A 21074-nucleotide genomic window follows, 5' to 3' on the forward strand; every position below is an offset into this window, starting at 1 on the left:
TGCCAAAAGAGAGGTTACCACTCTGGTTGCCAGCGAAATAATACTATTCGTATCGGCTATTTGATTTACCCGAGACAGTCACTTTGGGATGAGTAAAATTTAAACCACAAAACTTTCGTAGCTACCTACAATTATTTTGTAGGTCGATTGATCCAATTCAGCATAATTAAGGTATGACGGAAAGGAGCACCCCTTTAAGGTATAGTGATATTACAACGTGAAGTAATAGAAGCCGTTATGATGGAGTTAGCCCACTAGCAAGGGTAATCACTCAATAGACGCTATAGGTTAGCGATTAGAACAGGTGTAGCCTAGACAATACAGGCTAAAGAGTGTCACAGGCGGAGAATGACAGAACCAACTTACCAATGGACGAAGCTTGCACCGAAACGATAATAGGTTGCCTTAAAATCAAGAAAACATGAGGCACTGAAATTGGAGGCTCATAACTGGCTGGCAATGCCACAGTGCAAATAAGTATTGCGACACTACCGGACAATTTTGTCCTCTGAATAAATATCAACAAGCTACCGTGACGCAAAAATGCGTTACCGATGAAATCAATAGGTTATCTACGCTGAATGCCAAGGCTACAGTAACAAGCTACAACAAGTTTAAACGGTAAGGTTTTACATGCGGGATAATCCCGTATCATCATGGTTAAATTAATATTTAGAACACTCCTTGAAATTGAAGTGATCATCCAATCCTCCATAGTCCCACAAGCATTTTATTTTAACCAATAGCTTATATTGTGATGGCATCAAGATGAATAAACCAGAAATGAGAAAAGCAAAATTAATCAGGATTACCACATCAGGAACGGTAACAAAAACCCCTGAGAGAGTTAGAACCGCCACAGGTAAAGTTATGGCCACAATGACTATTCAGGCTGAGAGTGACAAGCGCAGCCCGTACTCATTAAAGATAGTGGCATTCGATATTAATGCGCTGGAGCTTATGACCTGCCAGAACGGAAATAAAGTAACTGCTACAGGTCGCTACGAATGGTCTAATGGTTATTGGCTCGCAGGGGCGCAGATAGTTACCTGTTAGCGAAAGAGAAATATAAGAGTTGATTTAGTTTAGTATTGACATAAATAGAATATTGGAAAGAAGAATGACTTATTATGAATAATATAAAAAAGAAGGGATATCACAGAGAACATATATATCCCAACGAATCCTTTGTACAGGAATCAATAGAGAAGCATTTTATCAGTAAGGGATTTAATATTGAAAATAAACCTAATGTCGATTTATCTTGTGTTCACCCTGAATCGAGAGAGTCATGGATGATTGAGGCCAAAGGGCAATCTAAATCGATAGGTGTAGATTTTAAAACAGCGATAGGACAAATCATATTCAGGATGGATAACGATGACTACAAATACGGTATAGCTGTGCCGAACACAAAACAATATTTAGCCCAAATAAATAAGGTTCCAGACTTAGTCATTGAACGCTTGCGGTTAGTATTTTTTGTTGTTAGTGAGGACGGCAGTGTCAGTACACTTTATTGACATTAGCCACATCAATTTTGACATTACGTTGACCTAACGTCCTAGGAATTTTGACATTATGTAAATGGGGGCTATACGCTTAGTGTTACCTTACATAAATCCGAATTGATCATGGCTAAATGAACTTTAAAGCCAGTTGTACCAATGCTTACAAGATAGTGGCGAGGTAAAACGTACTTCAACGAAAGGTCAACATTTTGTTGAGCTAATAGCGTATTTAGCTGTAATTACTAGCCTAGCCTGCGACTAACTCCCTAAAAGATGATCAGTTCAACTAACCCGAAAATATCGGGACAATTCGAATAAGTCCACCAGCCTACCCATTCTATTTTGTACATCTCTTATTGAGGTGCGCAAATAATCATTGCCGTTATTTGAAATCGCATCAGTGATAATCACTCATTCCGTTTGAAACGGAGTCAGTGAAATATACGGGCAGGTTACAGGGAGGGGTATTTCTGGCTGGCATTTCATTATCTGCAATAAAACTATACATTGATGATATTTATGCAGCTTAGATGTTTCATTAAGCCAAGAAAAATTAGGCATCAAAAACAGCCTAGCAATGACCTTGGTTGTATAGAAAATTGTATAGAATGAAAGTTGGAATTATAATAAGCATTAATTATCAATGAAATAATAACCGTGTATGGTTCTCTCCTCCTCCCAGTAAAATCAAGCAATTCAACAAAATCATTGTCTCCTCAAGTCTCTTAACGTCTCTTGAAAGCTCCATTTTTTGGGGTACATACGGGGGTGTATTACACTCACTTAATATTTAGTACCCCCAATATGAAACTAATAATTAAGTAAATAGATAATAGTAAGGGATAAGACTAAGGATAATGTAAAACAATAATTATCTGATTGAATTCACACCAATAAAAAAATATATAAGGTGTTGTCGTATAATGACTTGCATATTTTATCGTTCTTTATATGCAACACTATGGCAAAATCGACACTAATATTATTTTTCATTATTTTTAGCTTGAAGATAATCAGTAAGAAATGCTTGTGCATTACCTTCATGGGATATCCCTTCAGAGTAATTTACTGATATAGGCTGAGGTTCTCCTGGGATATAAAGGTTACCGCAGCATTTATTCTCAATAATTAGAGCAACAAATTTATTTCCATTAATATTTATTGAGTATCGAGTATCTTTACTTGTTTTTTCGACCTGCATCTTCTGAATTTTTAAATTCCAGTCATGGTCAATACCTTCGAGCTGCACTAATGCTTCATTAGCATTACGATCACCAATACGTAGGGTCCAAACAATCACTCCTTGTTGACCTTTATAGGCAATGACATTATCTGCCACATCAGGGCGTTGTTCTGCGTGTGCGCTCCCTATTATGCAGGTAAATAATATAACGATTAAAGCCATTAACTTTTTATAACTAGCCATGTTTATTTATCCTAATATATTGTTATATAAATAATTGTATAAAAAATATTTCATTAATATGACATTAGTTATCATAATGGATTTATTTGTTTTTAAATAGAGTACAGGATTATTATTAGGATATTTCTTGTTTTTTCTTGGTAAGGTATTGTCAATTATTGAGAGGAAAGAATAATATTAACTTTCAAATAAAAATAAGTTTTAAAAGTAATATAATAAAGTTTGATACAGAGAAGTTATACTTCTCTGTATTGTTTTCTATTTGTTCCAGTTTACAAAGATAAAATTCGTTCAGATATCAGAGACATTAATTTCTCAGATTGAACATCGGTAATTATCATTGTGTTCATACGACATTCGGTTGAATTACTATTGTTTTTAGGGGGCATTGAATCATCATGGATTGTTGCAAAACTTAAACCAACGAGTTTGCGTGATTCGTATTCAATATCAATATGGCCATTTATACCAGTGAAAATATCTGGGCGGATTAAATAACCGATTACACAAGGATCATGTAAAAAAGGATCAAATGCGGCATATCCACGAGACATTTTTGCGGCTGTTCTAGCAATAACGTTACCTTGGTCTAACGATTGGCATAAACCTGCTCTGATATCAGCCTTATGGGTGACATCTAGCCCCAGCATAGTAATGTGTTCTGCAGTATCAAAGACGATATGTGCCGCGTGTGGATCGACATAAAAATTGAATTCGGCTGCTGGTGTTATATTCCCATTACAAAATGCAGCCCCTCCCATTAGAACAATATCTTTCACATTATCCTTAAGCCTTGGTTCTTTTAGCATTGCCATGGCAATATTGGTCAGTGGTGCTGTCGGGCAAAGGGTGACTTCTTTAGGATTAGACATCACAGTATCAATAATGAAATCCACTGCATGTATGTCGGGATAAGTGTAATTGGATCTCGGTAACGTTACACCCGCAAGACCGTTATTACCGTGCACTTGAGTTTTACTCCCTCGACGCGCTATCAAAGGCCGTTCACACCCTCTGGCTAAAGGGATGTCGGGGCGAGACACAAACGAAAGAATGTTGCGGGCATTCTCATGAACTTTATCAAGTTCAACATTTCCTGCGACGGTTGTAATTCCCATAACTTTAATTTCAGGTGATGCCAATGCGAGTAAAATTGCAATAGCGTCATCTACACCCGGATCACAATCTATAATAATTTTAGTCATATACTTCTCCTTTGATAACTTACGTAACGCATTGAATAAAAAGTAGAATTAAAAAATACTTATGAAATAAATATCAGTTAATAAAAATACCGACCATCGTTGCAGATAAGCAACTCACCAACGTTGAACCCACGATCAGTCTAAAACTATTCGCCGCTATCATTTTTCCATGTTCTTTACTGATACTGGCGACACAAGCAATAATCATTCCGACTGAACCAAAATTTGCGAACGAAATTAGGAATACAGAGATAATGGCTTCCGTTCTTGGGCTCAGATCCTCTAATTTTATATAATCAATCATTGCAACAAATTCATTCGTTAAAATTTTTGTGGCAATAATTTTCCCGAATTCAATACTGTCCTGCCAAGGGACGCCAAGCACAAATGCAATAGGAGAGAAAATATAACCAAGAAGACCTTGGAAACTTATTCCTATGAGGTGTAAAAAAATATCATTCAACATGCTAATTAGAGCAATAAAGCCAAGAAGCATTGGAACTATCGCTAGAATTAATTTAAAACCATCGAGCATATGCTCTGTTAGTACTTCAAAAAAACTATGATGTTCATTTTTAGGGCCAGAAAAATTGTTAGATATTTCAATAGGATCGTTAGGGTTTATAATGGAAACAATAACGAAAGTACTAAAAAAGTTTAGGCAAACACCGATAAAGACAAATTGAGGTGATAACATTTGAGTGTAAGCACCCAATATTGCGATATCGACAGTAGATAATGAGCATGCAGCTATTGTGTACATTTGTGGTTTTGTTAAATTGGGTATGTATTCTTTAATTGATACATACACTGCCATCATACCCACAACGACAGCACTAACCGCTGAAAAAGATTCAAGTTTACCAACTTTTGCAACTTTATTAATAAGGTATCCGATAGTTAGAATAATCAGCCGGAGAATACCAAAATATTTTAATATCCCAATAATTGAGCAAATAAACACTAAAGGCATTAGAGCAACAATAACGAACACAATAGGTGTTTTTGTGCTTATATCTCCAAATACAAAATCAATTCCTTTATTTGCATGATGTACTAAATATTCTATACCTATATTCGTCGTATTAAGAATTGTGATCCCAATAGACGTGTGTAGAAGTATAAAAGCAACGGTGGCCTCTATTAATAAAAGAATAAAAATAGGAATAAATTTTCTTTTTATTTTATTAGCATTAAAACTAATTGAAGATGCCACTATAAAAATTAAGAGAAGGCTAATAATGAAAATTAAATATTTCATAATGACCTCGATTATATAATTTATTAACGGGGTGGTTATTTATGCACTTCCCTTACATACGCTCTTTTTTTAATCTGACATCAACACTTGTTTTAGATGGCATTGATGATGCCCCTTTTTTTTCAACGGCCAATGATGCATAAGCAATAGAAAACTTAATTGCTTCATCCATATTTTTACCTTCTATTAATTTTGCAGCTAAAGCACCTGTGAATGCATCACCAGCGCCGCTTGTATCAACAACAGAAGCACTCATTGCTTTGTAATATTTCATTGTGGTGCCATTGAAATAAAGTGCACCACTGTCACCAAGTGTCATTACTATTTCTTTAACACCTAAATTGTGTATTGCTTTTATGGCTTCCTGTGCTGAAATAACGCTATCAATTTTAATGTTTGATATTAATTCTGCTTCTGTTCCATTTGGTATTAATAAATCAATAGATGACAAATGTGAGACAATTTGATCTGAATAGGGCGCTGGGTTAAGAATGACATAACATCCCGATTTTTTTGCTATTTCAATCGCAAACTTGGTCGCATCTATATTATTTTCTAATTGAGTAAGAAAAATCTTTGCAGATTGTAGATTATTAATATCTGAAAGAATTTCAGCTTTAGTGATTGTTGCATTAGCCCCTAGATCAATAATAATACTATTGTTACCAGTGGTGTTCTCAACCATAACTAATGCATTTCCTGTCTTTGCATTGGCATCCTTAATTAAGGTATATGAATTTATCTTTGTAGTACCAAAATATTTCTCTGCGGTAGCGCCAAATGAATCGTCGCCTACTTTAACAAAAAAATGCACATGATCATTTAATTCAGCTGCCGCAACCGCTTGATTAGCACCTTTTCCACCAGGGAAAAAGTTTGTAGAGATTGCTTTGATTGTCTCTCCAACAAAAGGAAATCTTTCAACTTCTGTGACAACATCTAAATTGAAAGATCCTAAAATATATAATGAGCATTTATCTGCAATTTTTTTATCTCTACCTTGTTCTTCGCAATCAATTTGAAGCACTCTGGTTTCATCAATGGTTCTATTTATTATTGGTTCTAATTCAATTTTTTGTAATCTCACTCCGCCATGAAATTTAGTTGCTATACCTAATAACTGTAATTCATCTATGTATCTTCTTACGGTTCTTTCCGATACATGAAGTAGAGCACTGAGCTCTTTTACATAGATAGAATTATCTTTCACTAATTTTTTTCTGATAAATGCAATACTACTCTTTTTTTTCATATCACCCTCTTTTGTTAAAAAATGTTTTACCATTTGTTAAGATAATAGAGGTTAATTAAGTTTATTCTGCTTGAGTAGTCACGTTTTTTGCTCGTAATTGGACAATTATCTGTCCGTTTAGATAAATTTTAAGAAAAATATGTGGATAACGCAGTTTATTTACCGTTGGCTGATTATCTAAAATCGTAATGAAATAATTAAAAATTATTTACTGATTTTTGATTTTGTCATCATTGAAATGATTGGATATCTGAGAATGGATAGGAAATTGATAGCTTTTGGTATCCACTAAAACGTAAAAAGAATACCAATAAAGATATATTAGTGTTATCGCCATTGCCTAACATCTATTCGTTACCTGAAATTAAAAATATTCAGTTCAGAATTAATATAAGATAAAGAGAAATAATATCGATAGTATTTTCATATAAAATTTAATCAAATCAAAGTAATTGACTTAGTAGGATAAAAATCAAACAAATATCAGCGATAACAAGTAATACGCCAATAAGTACTCTTATAAAAAGGCATGAAAGTGTTGTTGGTGGAGCTTTAGGAAAAAGTGCAGAGAAACACCAATAGGCTAATATGGTGGTCAAAAAAATTGCAAAAAATATAGAACTAATAAAAAAGATCATTTATTGATGCTCTTTTTGTGTCGGTAATAAATAACCGTTCGGTTATCGCTTTATTTTTGAACATCTACGATATTTATCGTTCTACACAGTTTTATTAATATTTTCCAATACGCATTAAAGCATCTTCAACATCTTCATCATGATCAATTGTAAAAGCAATAAAATCCTCAGTTTTTGGAATTTTTTTGTAAGTATCTGTTTGCTTAAACAGGGTTAGGCATTCTGAAAATATGTGAATAATTTTTGTTAAAACGTGAGAGTAAGAGCCGTCTTCATAAGACGTATGATAAAGTTGTTCTAAGCATGTTTCATCGATAGGATAAATAGTACTAAAGCATTGGTATTCCCAATCACCTGTATTGTATTTTAAGTTTTTTATCTCTTCATATGAATGATAAATACAACTATCAGATTGATTTTGATAGTATTTTAATGTTTTTTGAAAATATTCTTCAGAGTTAAAGCAAAGATTTACTTCTCCATATGCGGCATTTAAATCGAACGCAAAGGCGTAAAAGACTTCGCCACTTTTTTCTGTTAAAAATTTCTCTGTTTCTGTTATTGCAAAAGAGACAATATCATTTTTTATATTTTTAATTATTTCATCATTTAATATCATCATTGAATCATAACCCTGTTAGATATAGCGACAATCATAATAATTGCTCTGTATGAAGATAATAATAATAGTATATTAATATTATAACTTAATGATATAAAATAATGAGTGCCTACTTTTGATTAGTGATAAAACACCTAATGATAGTTCAAAAGGTGTTTTTGTGTAATTATTGACGTGCAATTACTTGTTTTTGTTTACGATCAAACCAATTTTCACGTAATTTGTCGTAACTAAGATTAAATGCATAAGTATAGAAAAGGAAAAAGGCAAAGAAGCCGACTTCTAATAAGAATGCACTCCACAACGACATATTTAATAAAAATGCCAATATTGGTAAACCAATAATCACAAAACTTAATTCAAAACCAATAGCATGCATGACTCGTATTTTTGTTGGTCTTGGCCCTTTGATTAAAGGCCAATAGCGGTCAAAAATCATGTTATAAAATAAATTCAATAACATAGCTAATGTTGATAAAACAATAGCAACCGTTCCCATTTGAAAAATTGAGCGACCCAAAATCCATGCACTAAGTGGCGCTGTTATTGCGATGGCTATCACTTCAAATGAAACAGCGTGAAAAACGCGCTCAGTAAATGTTTTTTGATATTGGCTCATATCCCACCTCAAATTAATTATTTAACAAAAAACGAGTGCAATTATTGGTGATATTTTGTATATATACAAAATAGGAGCCATCGAAAAAACCGATACCATAATGAACTATTCCATAGAAACCTTGCGTACATTCATTGAAGCAGCTTCGTTAAAATCATTTTCTGCGGCTGCGCGAAAATTAAATAAAAGTCAATCTACCGTCAGTAGTACGATCAGTGGATTTGAAGATGATATGGGCTTTGAGCTATTTGAACGTAAAGGAAGAGAATCAACGCTGACTTTTGCAGGGCAAAAGGTATTAAGTTTAGTTGAAGACATATTAGCGGCGGATGAACGCTTACAAGCATTAAGAATAGAACTATCTCCAGAAATGGAACCTCGTCTAAGCTGTGTTTTTTCTGATATGTATCAACCCCCTCATTCTGAGCAGCTTTTAAAGGTTCTAGATAAAGAATTTCCTCATATTGAGTTTGAATTTCTTGTTGCTGAAAACGATGATGTCATCAATATGCTACAAAATAATCAGGCACATATTGGTATGATGGAGTCACGAATAGAATATCCCGCTGATATTGCTTTTGCTCGTTTACCTGTAAGTGGTAAGTTAGGATTATATGCACATAAAAATCATCCTCTTGCGAAAGAAAATAAAATTAATTATCAGCATTTAACGATGTATCGCCAATTAAGGCTAAGTAGTCGAGCTCAATTTATTATTAATAGCGAAAAGAATTGGCTTGCCCCTAACTATTTGTTACTGCTTGAAATGGCAGAGCAAGAAATGGGATGGGCAATATTACCCACTTGGCTAGTCGAGCAATTTGGGCATAAATTATTGGTTAGCCTAAATTACGATCAGTTTCCGAAAAAAATAGATATTGATTTAGTGTGGTCAAGAAATAATCCACCCGGAAAAGCGGGATATTGGATGATTGATAAACTTTTGAAAAATAGCATTCCACATTCTATTTAGGCACAGGAAATAAATCACCTTCATGACTAATAGGCATGCATAGTGAAGGTGATTTAAATTTTTTGACAACGTTACTTTACCAGCCACAAACATTGGTTTCTTCATCCATATCATAGCCACGTACAATATTGATAAGATCTTTGACTATTAAACTGGATATATCAGCGTCTAACAAATCAGCTAAAAAGCTATCTTTATCAACAGAAACGCCGTTGTTTTTGTTTGTTAATACTAAGGTGAGTTCTTGTGAGTCAATATTTACCTTATTTTTCAGCTCATTAATCAAAAGTAAAACTTCTTTAGTCGCGACTTCTGGAATATATAAAATTTTGGGATTTAGAAATACTTTTTGAGATTTCTCTTTGCCATGAGTATTAATCAGTTCTAATAAGTAGCCTTTATTTTCATCTTTCATATTATTATTTTAACCTTCGGCAAGTATTTTAGGATCGACATAAAAATCGACATTAAAAACAGTATCTTCAGTTTGGGCTTCTATTTTGTGCCATGTCTCTGGTGGGAATACACCAAATTCACCGGCATGGATCACTAACGTTTCCGTAGGCTCTGGGCTAAATTCATCTGCATATGCGTAATAAATAATCACTCCTTGCATAACAGATAGCTTTGGATAAACCCCTTGACGAGTTCCTTTATCTAAATGTCTTTCCCAAATAGATTTAGGCGCAGTATCTTTAGTCCAAAGTGGCGTTGATCGCACATGAATATAGTGAGTGGGAATTATAATTCGTTCCATTTTACCTCCCTAAAAATGAGTGTCTCATTTTTCTATTTTCATCTTATTTAAGCAGAAAAATTATTGTTAATAATGCAATAAGGTATTGTGCTGTCGAATAAAATCTACCCCTTATAATGAAGTATTTCAAATGCAATTTTAAAGAAAAAAGTAACAATATCGTGCTGGATTAATTAATATCTTGTTTTCTTTAATTAAATTATTTTTTAAAAGTTAAATTATTTTTTAAGTGGCGGTCGTTTTTTAGTCGTTTGGTTGGTGCTATTATAGGGTTTCTACTCATCAACATAATTTGTTTGTTCTATAATTAACCAAGTCTAGGGTATTAATATTTAATTCATTATTTAACATAATTGAGATGTCACTATGGAATTAAAGGATTACTACGCCATAATGGGTGTCAAACCCACTGATGATACTAAAACGATTAAAACAGCTTATCGCCGTTTAGCGAAAAAATATCATCCAGATGTAAGTAAAGAGCCAAATGCAGAAGAGCGTTTTAAAGAAATTGCTCAAGCATGGGAAATATTAGGCGATGAACAACGTAGAGCTGAATATGATGAACTTTGGGCTCATCGTAACGATCCTAAATTTAGGCAATTTACACAACAACATTCAAATAAGGATCAAGAAAGCTTTAGCCAAGAAGATTTTGATGATTTTTACGCTTCATTTTTTGGTCAACACTCTCCATTTGAAGGTCGTCGATCTCAACAAGCACCTAAACAACGTGGACATGATTTAGAGATAGAATTGGCCGTTTTTCTAGAAGAATCACAGGAAGAACATAAGCGTACGATTAGTTATCACTTACCTGTTTATAATGTTTTTGGAATTTTGGAAAAAGAGATCCCTAAAACTTTGAATGTTAAAATTCCAGCCGGTGTTATTGATGGGCAACGCATTCGTTTAAAAGGTCAGGGTACAGTAGGTGAGAATGGAGGTGAAAATGGTGATTTATGGTTAACAATTCGTATTGCGCCTCATCCTCTATTTGATATTAAAGGCCACGATTTAGAAATAGTTGTTCCTGTAGCTCCTTGGGAAGCTGCATTAGGTGCAAAAATTCCTATTCCTACAATAAAAGAAAAAATCTTGTTAACTATTCCTGCGGGAAGTCAGGCAGGACAAAAGCTACGTATTAAAGGAAAAGGGTTAGTTAGTAAAAAGGTTAGCGGTGATTTATATGCAATTTTAAAAATTGTTATGCCACCTAAATCCGATGAAAAGACACGCGAATTATGGCAACAAATTGCAGATAGTCAGACCGATTATAATCCACGTAAAGACTGGGAGAATAAATAATGGGTCAATTAACAACAACCGTATTTACTGTTACTGAATTTTGTCATCACACTGGAATATCAGATGATGAGCTTAAAGAATTTGTAGCTCTTGGTGTGATTGAACCGTTAGAAATTGAAACTCAGGAGTGGTTTTTCGATGATAATGCTATCGTGGTGACACATCGTGCATTAAAACTTCATAAAGAGCTCGCATTAGATTGGCACGGTATCGCTATCGCACTGACTTTATTAGATGAAAATGAACAGTTAAAACAAGAAAATAAGCAATTACGTCAGCAGTTAATGCGATTTATAAATGAATAATCATTAATAAAATAGCTACTATAAGAGTAAACACTTTAGTGGCTATTTTTATGCCTAAATTTTATTAATACTTTAAATTTCTATATTTATTATTAATTGATTTTAAACATTATTTTTCACCACTCTCCTTGATTTTCATTATTAAAATGCCTGCTTTAAAAATAAGCAAAATGGCGTTGAGATCACATTCACATTCATAAGTATTAAGTTATGATAACCATAATATTATATTTATCAATTTCTCTCTTTTAGTAATAAGAGATTTATTTTTTGTAAGGGAAAAATAATGAAGCCAATCCAAATCAATAAATTAATAGAATGGCGTAGAACGTTTCACCAGTTTCCAGAAATTGGCTGGACAGAATTTGTGACAACAGGAACGATAATAAACATATTGCGAGAGATGAATATTGAAGTAAAAACAGGTCCTTATATTATTTGTCGAGAAAGTATTTTAGGTCGAGATGAAAAATTAGTTAATGAGGCTATCAAAATAGCTGAAGAAAAAGGGATCAGTGCTGAGTTATTGGCTGAAATGGACGGTTTAACAGGATGTATGGCTATTATTGATACAGAAATTCCTGGTCCTACATTTACCTTTCGTTTTGATATTGATTGCGTTTATGTCCAAGAGTCAAATGATGATACTCATCTGCCTAATAAACAGGGATTTGCTTCACGCCGTTCTGGATTAATGCATGCTTGTGGTCATGATGGGCACACTGCAATAGGGCTTGGTCTTGCTCACTGGTTAAAACAAAACATTCACGCTTTACGTGGGAAATATAAATTAATATTCCAACCCGCAGAAGAAGGAGTGAGAGGTGCAAGAGCAATAAGCGATAGTGGAGTATTAGATGATACTGATTATTTTATGGGGATGCATATTGGATGTAATTTAAAAAAAGGTGAAATTGCACTCGATCCTTTTGATTTTCTTTGTACCACTAAATTAGATATTTTTTTAAAAGGAAAATCCTCTAATGCTATTGATGAACCAGAAAAGGGAAATAACGCATTAGCTGGAGCATGCTTTTTAGCTAATGAGATATTAGCAACACCAAGGCATGGTAAAGGTATGACACGAGTAAACATTGGAACCTTAATTGTAGGCGAAAATCGTAGCCTTATTCCTAGCTCTGCAAAAATGCAATTAGAAGTTCGTGGGCAGGATGCTGAAATAACACAATACTTATTTAATAGTATAAAAAAATATGTCGATGGTATTGCAACTTCTTACCAACTAGAAACAAAAATAGATATTACGGGTGAAGCGACAAATTTTAGAAATGATCGAGAAATGATAGATATCATGCAAGGTGTTGTTGATGCACATCCAGATTTATTAAATGTCGTATTACCTTTAGGAGGAAGTGAGGATGTCTCATTAATGGTAAGAAGAGTGCAAGAGAAAAAAGGGAAAGCACTATTCTTCTTAGTAGGCGCAGATCAACTTGATGGGCATCATAAAGAAAAATTCGATATTGATGAAGAGGCGCTTTCCATCGGGTTAACACTTTTTACTGAAGGTATTCTCTCTATTCTTGAGATGCATAAATAAGAGAAAGGTCTCTTCTATTTGTCGATATTGCATAGAATGAGACCTTAATAACTATTTAATTGGGGTCGAAAATAGAGAAGCATCTGGTTGATGCTCTTTAATAAACTCGATATAAAGTTGCGTTTCATGCTCTGTTTTTTTCGAGGTGAAAAAACAAATATTACTCATAATCGTCGGTGTAAATTCTCTATAAACAATATCTTCTGTTTCAATAGTAGGAAATGAATTAATTAAACTGACTCCTAAGCCATTTTTTACAAATGTCATCGCTGTATCTTGATCAGAAACTTCAGCAATAATATTAGGCTTCGATTTTGATTTATTGAGCGCTCGATCAATAACTGTACGACCAATATTACTTTTAACTAAAGCAATAAAAGACTGTTCATGTAAGTCATCAGGTGTGATGGTGCTTTTTGTAGATAATGCATGTGCTTTAGGGATTGCACAAATAATTTGAGTTTCTCTCATTGGAATTTGTGTCAAATTATAATTGCTATTAATGGTCATATTGTCAGTAATAACAATATCAGCTTGTTCTTTTGCAATTAAAGAAAGTAGCTGTTCACTTCTAGATATTTCTAAATGGACATTAACTTGATATTTTTTGATAAATAGAGTGGTGGCCTGATTGATAAAACCATAAGCTAATGTTGGTGGAACTAGAATTCGTAGACTCCGTTTTTTTTCTTGATGGTGAAAATGGCTTAATCGGCTGAAGGATTCAGCGATATTGGCGATTTCTTCATAAAGCAATAAGGCATCAGAGTTTGGTATTAATTTATTATTTTCACGAGTGAATAACTTTTTACCACAACGTTTCTCGATCTGGTTTAATGTCTGGCTTACCGCTGGTTGAGAAATACCCAACTGATCTGCGGCATTGGTGACACTTCCCTGATCGATCACGGTTTGTATGATTTCAAGGTCGCGTAAAGTCGCCCATCCCCCTGACCAAGAAGTTCTTTTTATATTAATTGCCATTATGTTTTTTGTTTTAGTCAGTTCATCTTGTATACGATTATACCGTTAATGAATTGATTATTGAATAATAGTGATGATGGAAATTTTAAACAGTTTTTATAAGGAATATTTTAAGAGTAAAGACGTAGATTATAACTGTTATTTAGGATTTATAACTTTTATTATAAAGTAGATAATATGATATTATAAAGCCTGTAAAGTAATGTTATTAAAGGATTAATTATATGAAAAGCCGATTTTCTTTACAATACTCATTATCAGTAAATGAATTAAAAAAACTCCAAAAAAAAATGAAATCAAGAGAGAGAAAATATATTAAAGGCTATGCTTTTCTTTCTAATTTATTAATTTCATTATTAGTATTATCTGGCTTGTCTGTTTTTTTCTTAATTTTAAACGCGATTAAAATTTATTTAAATAATGATATTGTAAGTGATGAGTTACAGAGAATGAAAGATCTTAATCTTTATATTCTTATTATTTTTGCTTCTTTATTAATTATGTTAGGACTTTTTTCCTATCTAGATGAGTATTTAACCAAAAGAAATGAAAAAAGAGAAATTGAAGGAATTGGTCATAATTTTGAATTAAGAATAAATAGAAAATTTATAGAGCAGAGATATGAAAATATTTCTCATAAAACTTATTGGTCAGCTGTTATTGATACATTTATCTATAAAAAATATATTTTTATAGATTTAGAAGAACATAATTATATAATAATTCCAATAAGAGCCGTTGGAACAATGGAAGAGTTTAATCAACTATTTGAATTTATAAAAGAAAGAAGTGGAAAATAGATTTCAATAAAAGAGCTCCAAAAAAATAAAATTGGAGCTCTTTTTTATGTTAATACAACAAAATTAACACAAGTTATTATCATATTTAATGTATTGCCATTGTATTTAATATTAATGACTATTTATATAAATAGCACCGCTATCAATTACATTTAAATAATATTAATAACAAAACTCATCTGATTTTATTTGTATTTTAAATATACCTTTATATAAAAATTACTGATATTAATATGATGCGTAAAATTAATATTTTTATTTCGAAATATAATGATCATTGAGATATAAATCACGGAAACCCAAGCTTTTTCATTGCTAATATTTTGCATCAAATTATCTATCTAGTTTTTTATTTTGATTCTAAAAAGATACTTAATTGATCTATAAATTATAAATAACAAGCAAATGGGGAGTTTTATGTCTTTATTCAAAAAAGGTATTATTGCTTTATCCGTTAATATTGCATTAGTTTCTTCAGCTTTAGCCTGTACAACGCTATTAGCGGGAAGCGAAGCTACAAATGATGGTTCGTTGATTATTGCTCGTAGCGCAGATAGCGATGCATTAAAAGCACAACATTTTGTTATTCATCCGGCTAAAACGAATCAAACGGGAATTTACAGTACCAAAGAGCATAATGGTGCTAATAATTTCACTTATCCATTACCTAAGAATTCATTACGTTATACCACTGTACCGAATTGGAAAACGCAACTTCATGGTGCAACAGGATTTAACGAATTGGGTGTTGGTGTCAGTGGTACCGAGTCTATTTTTGCTTCACCTAAAGCGCTCTCTTTTGATCCCTATGTTGAAGATACTGGGATAACTGAAGATGATATTCCAGATGTTTTGCTTTCAAGAGCAAAAACAGCTCGTGAAGCAGTGGAATTATTAGGAAGTATTATTGAAAAACAAGGTGCTGGTGAGGGATTTGGTGTTGCTGTTGTTGATAAAAACGAGCTTTGGTATTTAGAAACTGGAACAGGACATCATTGGATCGCACAAAAATTACCTAAAGATAAGTACTTTGCGACAGGAAACCAAGGTCGATTACAACATTACGATATTAACAGTGATGATGTTTTAGGCTCTAAAAATCTAGTGGAATTTGCTGTTGAGAAAGGGCTATATAATCCTGAAAAAGAAGGCGCATTTAATTTTTCAAAAGCTTATACACGAGATGATGAACGAGATCGTACTTATAATGATCCGCGTGTGTGGGTTATCCAGCAACAATTTAATCCATCATTAAAACAAGCTGTGGATGATGGTCGTAATTTCGCGCCTTTATTAACACCTGAGAAAAAAGTATCTGTTGAAGAAGCTAAAGCGATGTTACGTAATCACTTTGAAGGAACAGAGCACGACCCATATACTAATGGATTAAATGGTCAAGGATCTTGGCGTCCAATTAGTGTATTTAGAACTTATGAAGCGCATGTTATGCAAGTCCGCCCTGAACTTCCTCAAGAAATAGGTGAAGTGACTTATGTCGGTTTAGGTATGGCGGATTTAACTGCATTTGTTCCGTATTACAGTGGATTAAAAGCTTATCCACAACATTATGGAATAGGAACAAATCAAGCAGACAGTGATTCTATTTACTGGAAATATCGTAAGTTACAAACATTAGTAATGACAGATTATCCAAAACTTGCACCAATTGTGAAAAAAGCTTACCAAGAATGGGAAGCAAAAACTGCATTAGAGCAAAAAGAAATGGAAGCTAAATATCTCACTATGGTGAAAACGGATAAAACCGGTGCGGATAAAATGCTTAATGAATTTAATCTACGAGTCATGGCAGATGCTGAAAAATTAACTGAAAATTTAATGAATGAATTGTTTACAGTAAGAACAAAAGATATTCAAGACGATATTTTCTTTGCTAATAAGTCTAAAAAAGACTAATAACAGAGAAGTATTTCAGTTATTTATTTTAATAGAAAGATCCCAATTAAATTGGGATCTTTTTTATAGATGAAATTAATTAAAGAACGGGGATATAGTAGCTAATTTTTTGTACGTAATGATCACTTTGACCAAGTAATTTATCGTAACCCACAGATTCCTTTAGTGTATATCGTTCGATGTCTGGGCCGGGTCTGCGCAATAAATTCATTTTCGGAAGTACTTTTGTATAGACCGTATAAATAATGTCATCATAGCCAGTTAATGAATCTAAGATTTCATTCATATGAAACGTAATGGCCAGATAGTTGCCACTCGGCAATTCTAATTGTGACATGGCAGAAACATTTGATGTTTTTGCTAACTTTTCTTTATCAACAGCAGTGCTATAAATGTACATAGTATCTTCTAATGTACTTGCAGATGCTCGATGCATTGCATATAACTCAGTGGGAATTGTATGTACATCTTTTAAAAATTTACGCCAAAATTCTTTTCTGAATTTTTTCTTGTCTGAATCCCATGTTGAAATAGGCTTATTGTAATGATGTGACATGCCAACTAATTTTTGAGATGGGAATGTAACTACCTCATATTTAGCACTCAGTTCAACGGTTTCTAATGCAGGAAAAATCAGTTCACTAATATCCCAACCGGGTTTTTTTCTATATTCTGAAGGCGTAATATTAAACTGTTTTTTAAAGGCTCGGCAAAATGTTTGTTGGGAATCAAAGCGATACTTCAACGAAATATCTAAGAGGCTACAACGTGTTACTCTTAACGCGTAGGCGCCGCAAGATAAACGACGAGCGAGTATGTATTTTCCTAAAGATATTCCTGTATACGCTTTAAATAAGCGCTGAAAATGCCATTTTGTATAGCCTGATTTCTCAGCAACAATATCTAACGATAAACGTGAATCGAGATTTTGCTCAATCCAAACGATGATATCTTTAACAACATTCTCTTGTAGCATGAATATTCCTATTATTTTTTTCTATCGATATTTTTCAACAAGATCGACTTAATTTATTGAACTACAATAAATTTATAGGTGTTAGGATAATAGCATATCGTATAGTGATAGTTACATTGAATAAAGTAAAATAGGCGGGTAATAATGTAAAGTTATGTATTGCAATTTATTTGAATCAAAATTGACTTTAATTAAAAAATTGCATTTTAACTCAATCATCAATGATTGATGATTTTTTATTAAAATTAATCTTAAATTAAAATATTTATATATATTTTCAGTTTTAATAAAATGCGGAGATATCCTATTTTATCTTTAAAAGATAAAGTCTAGTCTAAATTTATTAATAAAACCTTACTTGGTTATTTTAGGAGATGTAAATGAATAAGTTACTTTCTATTTCTGCTATTGCCTTAGTTTCTTCATTAATAACAGCTCCTGCTTTGGCAGCTAAAACGGATACTTATAACTGTGAAGGCCAAAAAATTAGAGTTTCTTTCCCTAATGAACAGTTAGCTGTTATGTATTACAGCGATGAAATTATTGTTTTAAAAGAGGCTGTTGCGGCTAGTGGTGCTCGTTATGTTGGTGAAAACTTCCAAATTTGGGGCAAAGGTAAAGGTGAATTTAATTTAGCAACGATTTCAGAAGATGATGCAGTTAATGGGCGAGTTGCTGAAGATAAGGGCCGTACCTGTAAATTAGTAAAATAACGTAGAAACCAGTTATAAATGAAAAAGAGGACAATTTATTGTCCTCTTTTTTATAAGAAAAAGATTAAGTAAATATAATAATTAAAAATAAAAAAATAAGTATAGAAAAGTAATAACGCATTTTTTATCACACAAATAAGTTGGTCATAAAAAACAAATCAGTTATAAAGATAGTCTTATTGTGATTGCTAAATGGTTTTTTATGATTATTAAATATACATCCAAGCATACTTGTCACTTATCCAAAATAGAGAAAGAAATACTGTATTTTTTGTTAATAGAAAGTTTTGGTGATGACTTTTCATTAGATGACTTTCAGCATGCATTAGGTGGTATGCATATTTTTGCTTATTATCAAGAAAAGATGGTAGGGCATGTTGCTATTGTTCAAAGAAATATGGCGATTGATAATAATCCTATATCGGTAGGATATGTTGAGGCAATGGCTGTTTTAAAGGACTATCGCCGACAAGGAATAGGTAAAGAATTAATGACTCAAGCAAATGATATTATCAAGTCTTGTTATCAGCTTGGGTTACTCTCTGCTTCTGAAAAAGGCGTACCGTTATATTCTCTGTTAGGATGGCATAAATGGGAAGGTAAGCTCTTTGAATTAAACCAAGGCGTTTACAAACAAACAGAGGGTGATGATGAAGGAATTATGGCATTGAGTGCTATAAATGAAATTGATTTAACTTCATCGTTATATTGTGATTTTCGTAGTGGCGATCAATGGTAGAACCCTTATTTATTACAGCTAATTTGATTATACTAATAGTGAGTAGGATAAAATCTACGGTTTTTTGTTTTTTTAAAAACAAAGAATAAATTTCGGTTTATCCATTTATCTGTAACGAAACAAAATTTATTGAGAGTTTATATGAAGTCTTACCCTTAGCTAGTCTGAACATTAATTTTTAAAAATAAAACTTGAAAATAGACATTGCTATCCAAATTGGTAGGCAATGTGTTGTCAAAAATTAATAAAAGACAAAATCTAATGAAAATTAAAAACTCAAGAAAATATAATCTATCACTACCAGATAATAGAAATTTAACGTGGTATGAATCGGGTCCAGAGCAAGGTAAGCCAGTATTATTTTGTACTGGTGCAGGTATGAGCGGTTTATTGGGGGTCGAAATTGACCTCTTAAATAAGCTTAATATTCGTTTGATTACACCAACTCGCTCAGGATTAGGTGATTCTACTTTTGATCCTAAAAAATCGTTAAAATCTTTTTCTGAAGATATTTTATTTTTATTAGATCATCTTCGTATCAAAAATATTAATGTAATGGGGTTTTCACAAGGTGCTGTTTTTGCGATGGCTCTTTGTGTTTACTGTCATGTTGATAAATTACTGATTGTCGCAGGGCAAGATCAATTTGATTATCCTGATACACAAAATAAGCTAACAGATGATGTTGTTACTATGCAGCGTCAAGCTGTTGGAGCACCAGAACTGTTAACCAGTTGGATTAAGCAAAATATAACAGCTAAATGGCTAATGGATTTTATTCTAAATTATAGTGCTGATGTTGATTTGGCTATTTATAAATCAGTTGATTTTCTCCCCGTTTATCAAGAATGTATGGCAGAAGCTTTTAAACAGGGTAATGATGGATACACTCAAGATTTACTGATTGCGATGCAACCTTGGGGATTTTCACCTGAAGAAATAAAGACACCAACAACTTTATGGTATGGAATGAAGGATACTAGTACCGTTCATTCTCCGGACTTTGGAGATTTATTGTTTCAACGTTTTCCTAATGCTGAACGGCATTTATGGCCAGAAGAAGGTGGTTCACTTCTGTGGACGAAAACAGAAGAAATTTTATTAGAACTAGCTGATTAAGGTGATGTAGTACATTAATGATAGAGTAGATACTGATTATCTTCAAAAATAACAGTATCTACTTTTTTATTCATATTTTTAAATTAAAATAATGAGATAGGTAAAATAGATAATTATTTTTATCTTATAATTATTTTCTAATTCTGCGCGTAAAAAGTTTTTTTAAATAAAGATGAAAATAATTTGCTATAAACCGAATTATATGACTTAATAGCGCCACTGGTTTGGAAGTACAGACCTATTTATGTTAGTGCAGTTTTAAGTAGTTCACCGTTTAGCGTTATCCCTGATACCTCTTCGTTGCGAATTCCTTCAAATAGTGACCATAAGTAAAAATCCGAAATCAAACCGCAAACAATGCCTTATGGCAAAATAATTAATTAAAGGAAAT

At 32.8% G+C, this 21074-nt stretch carries 21 protein-coding genes; 11 read left to right on the plus strand and 10 right to left on the minus strand.

Features of this window, described 5'->3' with window-relative positions; genetic code table 11:
• The first annotated feature begins 768 nt into the window (after nt 1-768).
• Together D7029_RS06605 and D7029_RS06610 are read left to right on the plus strand one after the other, a co-directional pair.
• Nucleotides 769-1056, plus strand: coding sequence for a hypothetical protein (locus tag D7029_RS06605; protein WP_194952184.1), 288 nt, complete (start codon nt 769-771; stop codon nt 1054-1056).
• A gap of 74 nt (nt 1057-1130) precedes the next feature.
• Nucleotides 1131-1523, plus strand: a complete 393-nt coding sequence (locus tag D7029_RS06610) for a hypothetical protein (protein WP_194952185.1) — start codon at nt 1131-1133, stop codon at nt 1521-1523.
• 970 nt (nt 1524-2493) lie between these two features.
• Here D7029_RS06610 and D7029_RS06615 read toward each other — a convergent pair.
• The 6 genes from D7029_RS06615 to D7029_RS06640 form a co-directional block, all read right to left on the minus strand.
• On the minus strand, nt 2494-2937 hold the full coding sequence (locus D7029_RS06615) for a hypothetical protein (RefSeq protein WP_088493257.1): 444 nt from the start codon (nt 2935-2937) through the stop codon (nt 2494-2496).
• A gap of 272 nt (nt 2938-3209) precedes the next feature.
• On the minus strand, nt 3210-4142 hold the full coding sequence (locus D7029_RS06620; protein ID WP_088493256.1) for a nucleoside hydrolase: 933 nt from the start codon (nt 4140-4142) through the stop codon (nt 3210-3212).
• 73 nt (nt 4143-4215) lie between these two features.
• Nucleotides 4216-5403 carry a NupC/NupG family nucleoside CNT transporter gene (locus tag D7029_RS06625; protein ID WP_088493255.1) on the minus strand — a complete coding sequence of 396 codons (1188 nt, stop codon included), beginning with the start codon at nt 5401-5403 and terminating at the stop codon, nt 4216-4218.
• A gap of 52 nt (nt 5404-5455) precedes the next feature.
• Complete coding sequence (locus D7029_RS06630; protein WP_194952186.1) at nt 5456-6655, minus strand: ribokinase; 1200 nt, start codon at nt 6653-6655, stop codon at nt 5456-5458.
• A 732-nt stretch (nt 6656-7387) separates the two neighbouring features.
• Nucleotides 7388-7915 (minus strand): DUF4303 domain-containing protein, encoded by a 528-nt coding sequence (locus tag D7029_RS06635; RefSeq protein ID WP_194952187.1) that lies wholly within the window; start codon nt 7913-7915, stop codon nt 7388-7390.
• 166 nt (nt 7916-8081) lie between these two features.
• Entirely contained in the window at nt 8082-8534 is a 453-nt protein-coding gene (locus D7029_RS06640) for a multidrug/biocide efflux PACE transporter (protein ID WP_194952188.1), read from the minus strand.
• Nucleotides 8535-8634: 100 nt separating this feature from the next.
• Here D7029_RS06640 and D7029_RS06645 point away from each other — a divergent pair, with 100 nt between their 5' ends.
• Nucleotides 8635-9507 (plus strand): LysR family transcriptional regulator, encoded by an 873-nt coding sequence (locus tag D7029_RS06645; protein WP_194952189.1) that lies wholly within the window; start codon nt 8635-8637, stop codon nt 9505-9507.
• 76 nt (nt 9508-9583) lie between these two features.
• Here D7029_RS06645 and D7029_RS06650 read toward each other — a convergent pair whose 3' ends face one another.
• On the minus strand, nt 9584-9922 hold the full coding sequence (locus D7029_RS06650) for a DUF1869 domain-containing protein (RefSeq protein WP_194952190.1): 339 nt from the start codon (nt 9920-9922) through the stop codon (nt 9584-9586).
• 9 nt (nt 9923-9931) lie between these two features.
• Nucleotides 9932-10264, minus strand: coding sequence for a DUF1971 domain-containing protein (locus D7029_RS06655; RefSeq protein WP_194952191.1), 333 nt, complete (start codon nt 10262-10264; stop codon nt 9932-9934).
• Nucleotides 10265-10630: 366 nt separating this feature from the next.
• Between D7029_RS06655 and cbpA the strand changes: the two genes are divergently transcribed.
• The 3 genes from cbpA to D7029_RS06670 all read left to right on the plus strand — a co-directional run bounded on the left by cbpA (nt 10631) and on the right by D7029_RS06670 (nt 13438).
• Nucleotides 10631-11572 (plus strand): curved DNA-binding protein, encoded by a 942-nt coding sequence (gene cbpA, locus D7029_RS06660; RefSeq protein WP_194952192.1) that lies wholly within the window; start codon nt 10631-10633, stop codon nt 11570-11572.
• The gene (cbpM, locus tag D7029_RS06665; RefSeq protein WP_194952193.1) at nt 11572-11877 is read left to right on the plus strand and encodes a chaperone modulator CbpM; all 306 of its coding nucleotides are present in this window, start codon (nt 11572-11574) and stop codon (nt 11875-11877) included. Before cbpA ends, cbpM begins: the two co-directional genes overlap by 1 nt.
• Nucleotides 11878-12163: 286 nt before the next feature.
• On the plus strand, nt 12164-13438 hold the full coding sequence (locus D7029_RS06670) for an amidohydrolase (protein ID WP_194952194.1): 1275 nt from the start codon (nt 12164-12166) through the stop codon (nt 13436-13438).
• 51 nt (nt 13439-13489) lie between these two features.
• Here D7029_RS06670 and D7029_RS06675 read toward each other — a convergent pair whose 3' ends face one another.
• Nucleotides 13490-14422 carry a LysR family transcriptional regulator gene (locus D7029_RS06675; protein WP_194952195.1) on the minus strand — a complete coding sequence of 311 codons (933 nt, stop codon included), beginning with the start codon at nt 14420-14422 and terminating at the stop codon, nt 13490-13492.
• A gap of 224 nt (nt 14423-14646) precedes the next feature.
• Between D7029_RS06675 and D7029_RS06680 the strand changes: the two genes are divergently transcribed.
• Both D7029_RS06680 and D7029_RS06685 read left to right on the plus strand, forming a co-directional pair.
• Complete coding sequence (locus D7029_RS06680) at nt 14647-15222, plus strand: hypothetical protein (RefSeq protein ID WP_194952196.1); 576 nt, start codon at nt 14647-14649, stop codon at nt 15220-15222.
• Between the two features lie 417 nt (nt 15223-15639).
• A complete protein-coding gene (locus tag D7029_RS06685; protein WP_194952197.1) occupies nt 15640-17136 on the plus strand; it encodes a C69 family dipeptidase in 1497 nt (498 codons plus the stop codon).
• A 79-nt stretch (nt 17137-17215) separates the two neighbouring features.
• Here D7029_RS06685 and D7029_RS06690 read toward each other — a convergent pair whose 3' ends face one another.
• A complete protein-coding gene (locus D7029_RS06690) occupies nt 17216-18112 on the minus strand; it encodes an AraC family transcriptional regulator (protein WP_194952198.1) in 897 nt (298 codons plus the stop codon).
• A 380-nt stretch (nt 18113-18492) separates the two neighbouring features.
• On the opposite strand from D7029_RS06690, the gene D7029_RS06695 reads away from it, so the two are divergent.
• From D7029_RS06695 to D7029_RS06705, 3 genes are all read left to right on the plus strand, one after another.
• A complete protein-coding gene (locus tag D7029_RS06695) occupies nt 18493-18825 on the plus strand; it encodes an MliC family protein (RefSeq protein ID WP_194952199.1) in 333 nt (110 codons plus the stop codon).
• A gap of 202 nt (nt 18826-19027) precedes the next feature.
• The gene (locus D7029_RS06700) at nt 19028-19564 is read left to right on the plus strand and encodes a GNAT family N-acetyltransferase (protein WP_194952591.1); all 537 of its coding nucleotides are present in this window, start codon (nt 19028-19030) and stop codon (nt 19562-19564) included.
• Between the two features lie 261 nt (nt 19565-19825).
• On the plus strand, nt 19826-20683 hold the full coding sequence (locus D7029_RS06705; RefSeq protein ID WP_194952200.1) for an alpha/beta fold hydrolase: 858 nt from the start codon (nt 19826-19828) through the stop codon (nt 20681-20683).
• Nucleotides 20684-21074: the final 391 nt, after the last annotated feature.

Source organism: Proteus vulgaris, from assembly GCF_016647575.1.
Lineage (GTDB): Bacteria > Pseudomonadota > Gammaproteobacteria > Enterobacterales > Enterobacteriaceae > Proteus > Proteus mirabilis_B.

What these genes read in the sequence shown, in the direction of transcription:
- D7029_RS06605 (WP_194952184.1), top strand. Translation starts at nt 769, where the DNA reads ATGAATAAACCAGAAATGAGAAAAGCAAAATTAATCAGGATTACCACA.
- D7029_RS06610 (WP_194952185.1), top strand. Translation starts at nt 1,131, where the DNA reads ATGAATAATATAAAAAAGAAGGGATATCACAGAGAACATATATATCCC.
- D7029_RS06615 (WP_088493257.1), bottom strand. Translation starts at nt 2,937, where the DNA reads ATGGCTAGTTATAAAAAGTTAATGGCTTTAATCGTTATATTATTTACC.
- D7029_RS06620 (WP_088493256.1), bottom strand. Translation starts at nt 4,142, where the DNA reads ATGACTAAAATTATTATAGATTGTGATCCGGGTGTAGATGACGCTATT.
- D7029_RS06625 (WP_088493255.1), bottom strand. Translation starts at nt 5,403, where the DNA reads ATGAAATATTTAATTTTCATTATTAGCCTTCTCTTAATTTTTATAGTG.
- D7029_RS06630 (WP_194952186.1), bottom strand. Translation starts at nt 6,655, where the DNA reads ATGAAAAAAAAGAGTAGTATTGCATTTATCAGAAAAAAATTAGTGAAA.
- D7029_RS06635 (WP_194952187.1), bottom strand. Translation starts at nt 7,915, where the DNA reads ATGATGATATTAAATGATGAAATAATTAAAAATATAAAAAATGATATT.
- D7029_RS06640 (WP_194952188.1), bottom strand. Translation starts at nt 8,534, where the DNA reads ATGAGCCAATATCAAAAAACATTTACTGAGCGCGTTTTTCACGCTGTT.
- D7029_RS06645 (WP_194952189.1), top strand. Translation starts at nt 8,635, where the DNA reads ATGAACTATTCCATAGAAACCTTGCGTACATTCATTGAAGCAGCTTCG.
- D7029_RS06650 (WP_194952190.1), bottom strand. Translation starts at nt 9,922, where the DNA reads ATGAAAGATGAAAATAAAGGCTACTTATTAGAACTGATTAATACTCAT.
- D7029_RS06655 (WP_194952191.1), bottom strand. Translation starts at nt 10,264, where the DNA reads ATGGAACGAATTATAATTCCCACTCACTATATTCATGTGCGATCAACG.
- cbpA (WP_194952192.1), top strand. Translation starts at nt 10,631, where the DNA reads ATGGAATTAAAGGATTACTACGCCATAATGGGTGTCAAACCCACTGAT.
- cbpM (WP_194952193.1), top strand. Translation starts at nt 11,572, where the DNA reads ATGGGTCAATTAACAACAACCGTATTTACTGTTACTGAATTTTGTCAT.
- D7029_RS06670 (WP_194952194.1), top strand. Translation starts at nt 12,164, where the DNA reads ATGAAGCCAATCCAAATCAATAAATTAATAGAATGGCGTAGAACGTTT.
- D7029_RS06675 (WP_194952195.1), bottom strand. Translation starts at nt 14,422, where the DNA reads ATGGCAATTAATATAAAAAGAACTTCTTGGTCAGGGGGATGGGCGACT.
- D7029_RS06680 (WP_194952196.1), top strand. Translation starts at nt 14,647, where the DNA reads ATGAAAAGCCGATTTTCTTTACAATACTCATTATCAGTAAATGAATTA.
- D7029_RS06685 (WP_194952197.1), top strand. Translation starts at nt 15,640, where the DNA reads ATGTCTTTATTCAAAAAAGGTATTATTGCTTTATCCGTTAATATTGCA.
- D7029_RS06690 (WP_194952198.1), bottom strand. Translation starts at nt 18,112, where the DNA reads ATGCTACAAGAGAATGTTGTTAAAGATATCATCGTTTGGATTGAGCAA.
- D7029_RS06695 (WP_194952199.1), top strand. Translation starts at nt 18,493, where the DNA reads ATGAATAAGTTACTTTCTATTTCTGCTATTGCCTTAGTTTCTTCATTA.
- D7029_RS06700 (WP_194952591.1), top strand. Translation starts at nt 19,028, where the DNA reads ATGATTATTAAATATACATCCAAGCATACTTGTCACTTATCCAAAATA.
- D7029_RS06705 (WP_194952200.1), top strand. Translation starts at nt 19,826, where the DNA reads ATGAAAATTAAAAACTCAAGAAAATATAATCTATCACTACCAGATAAT.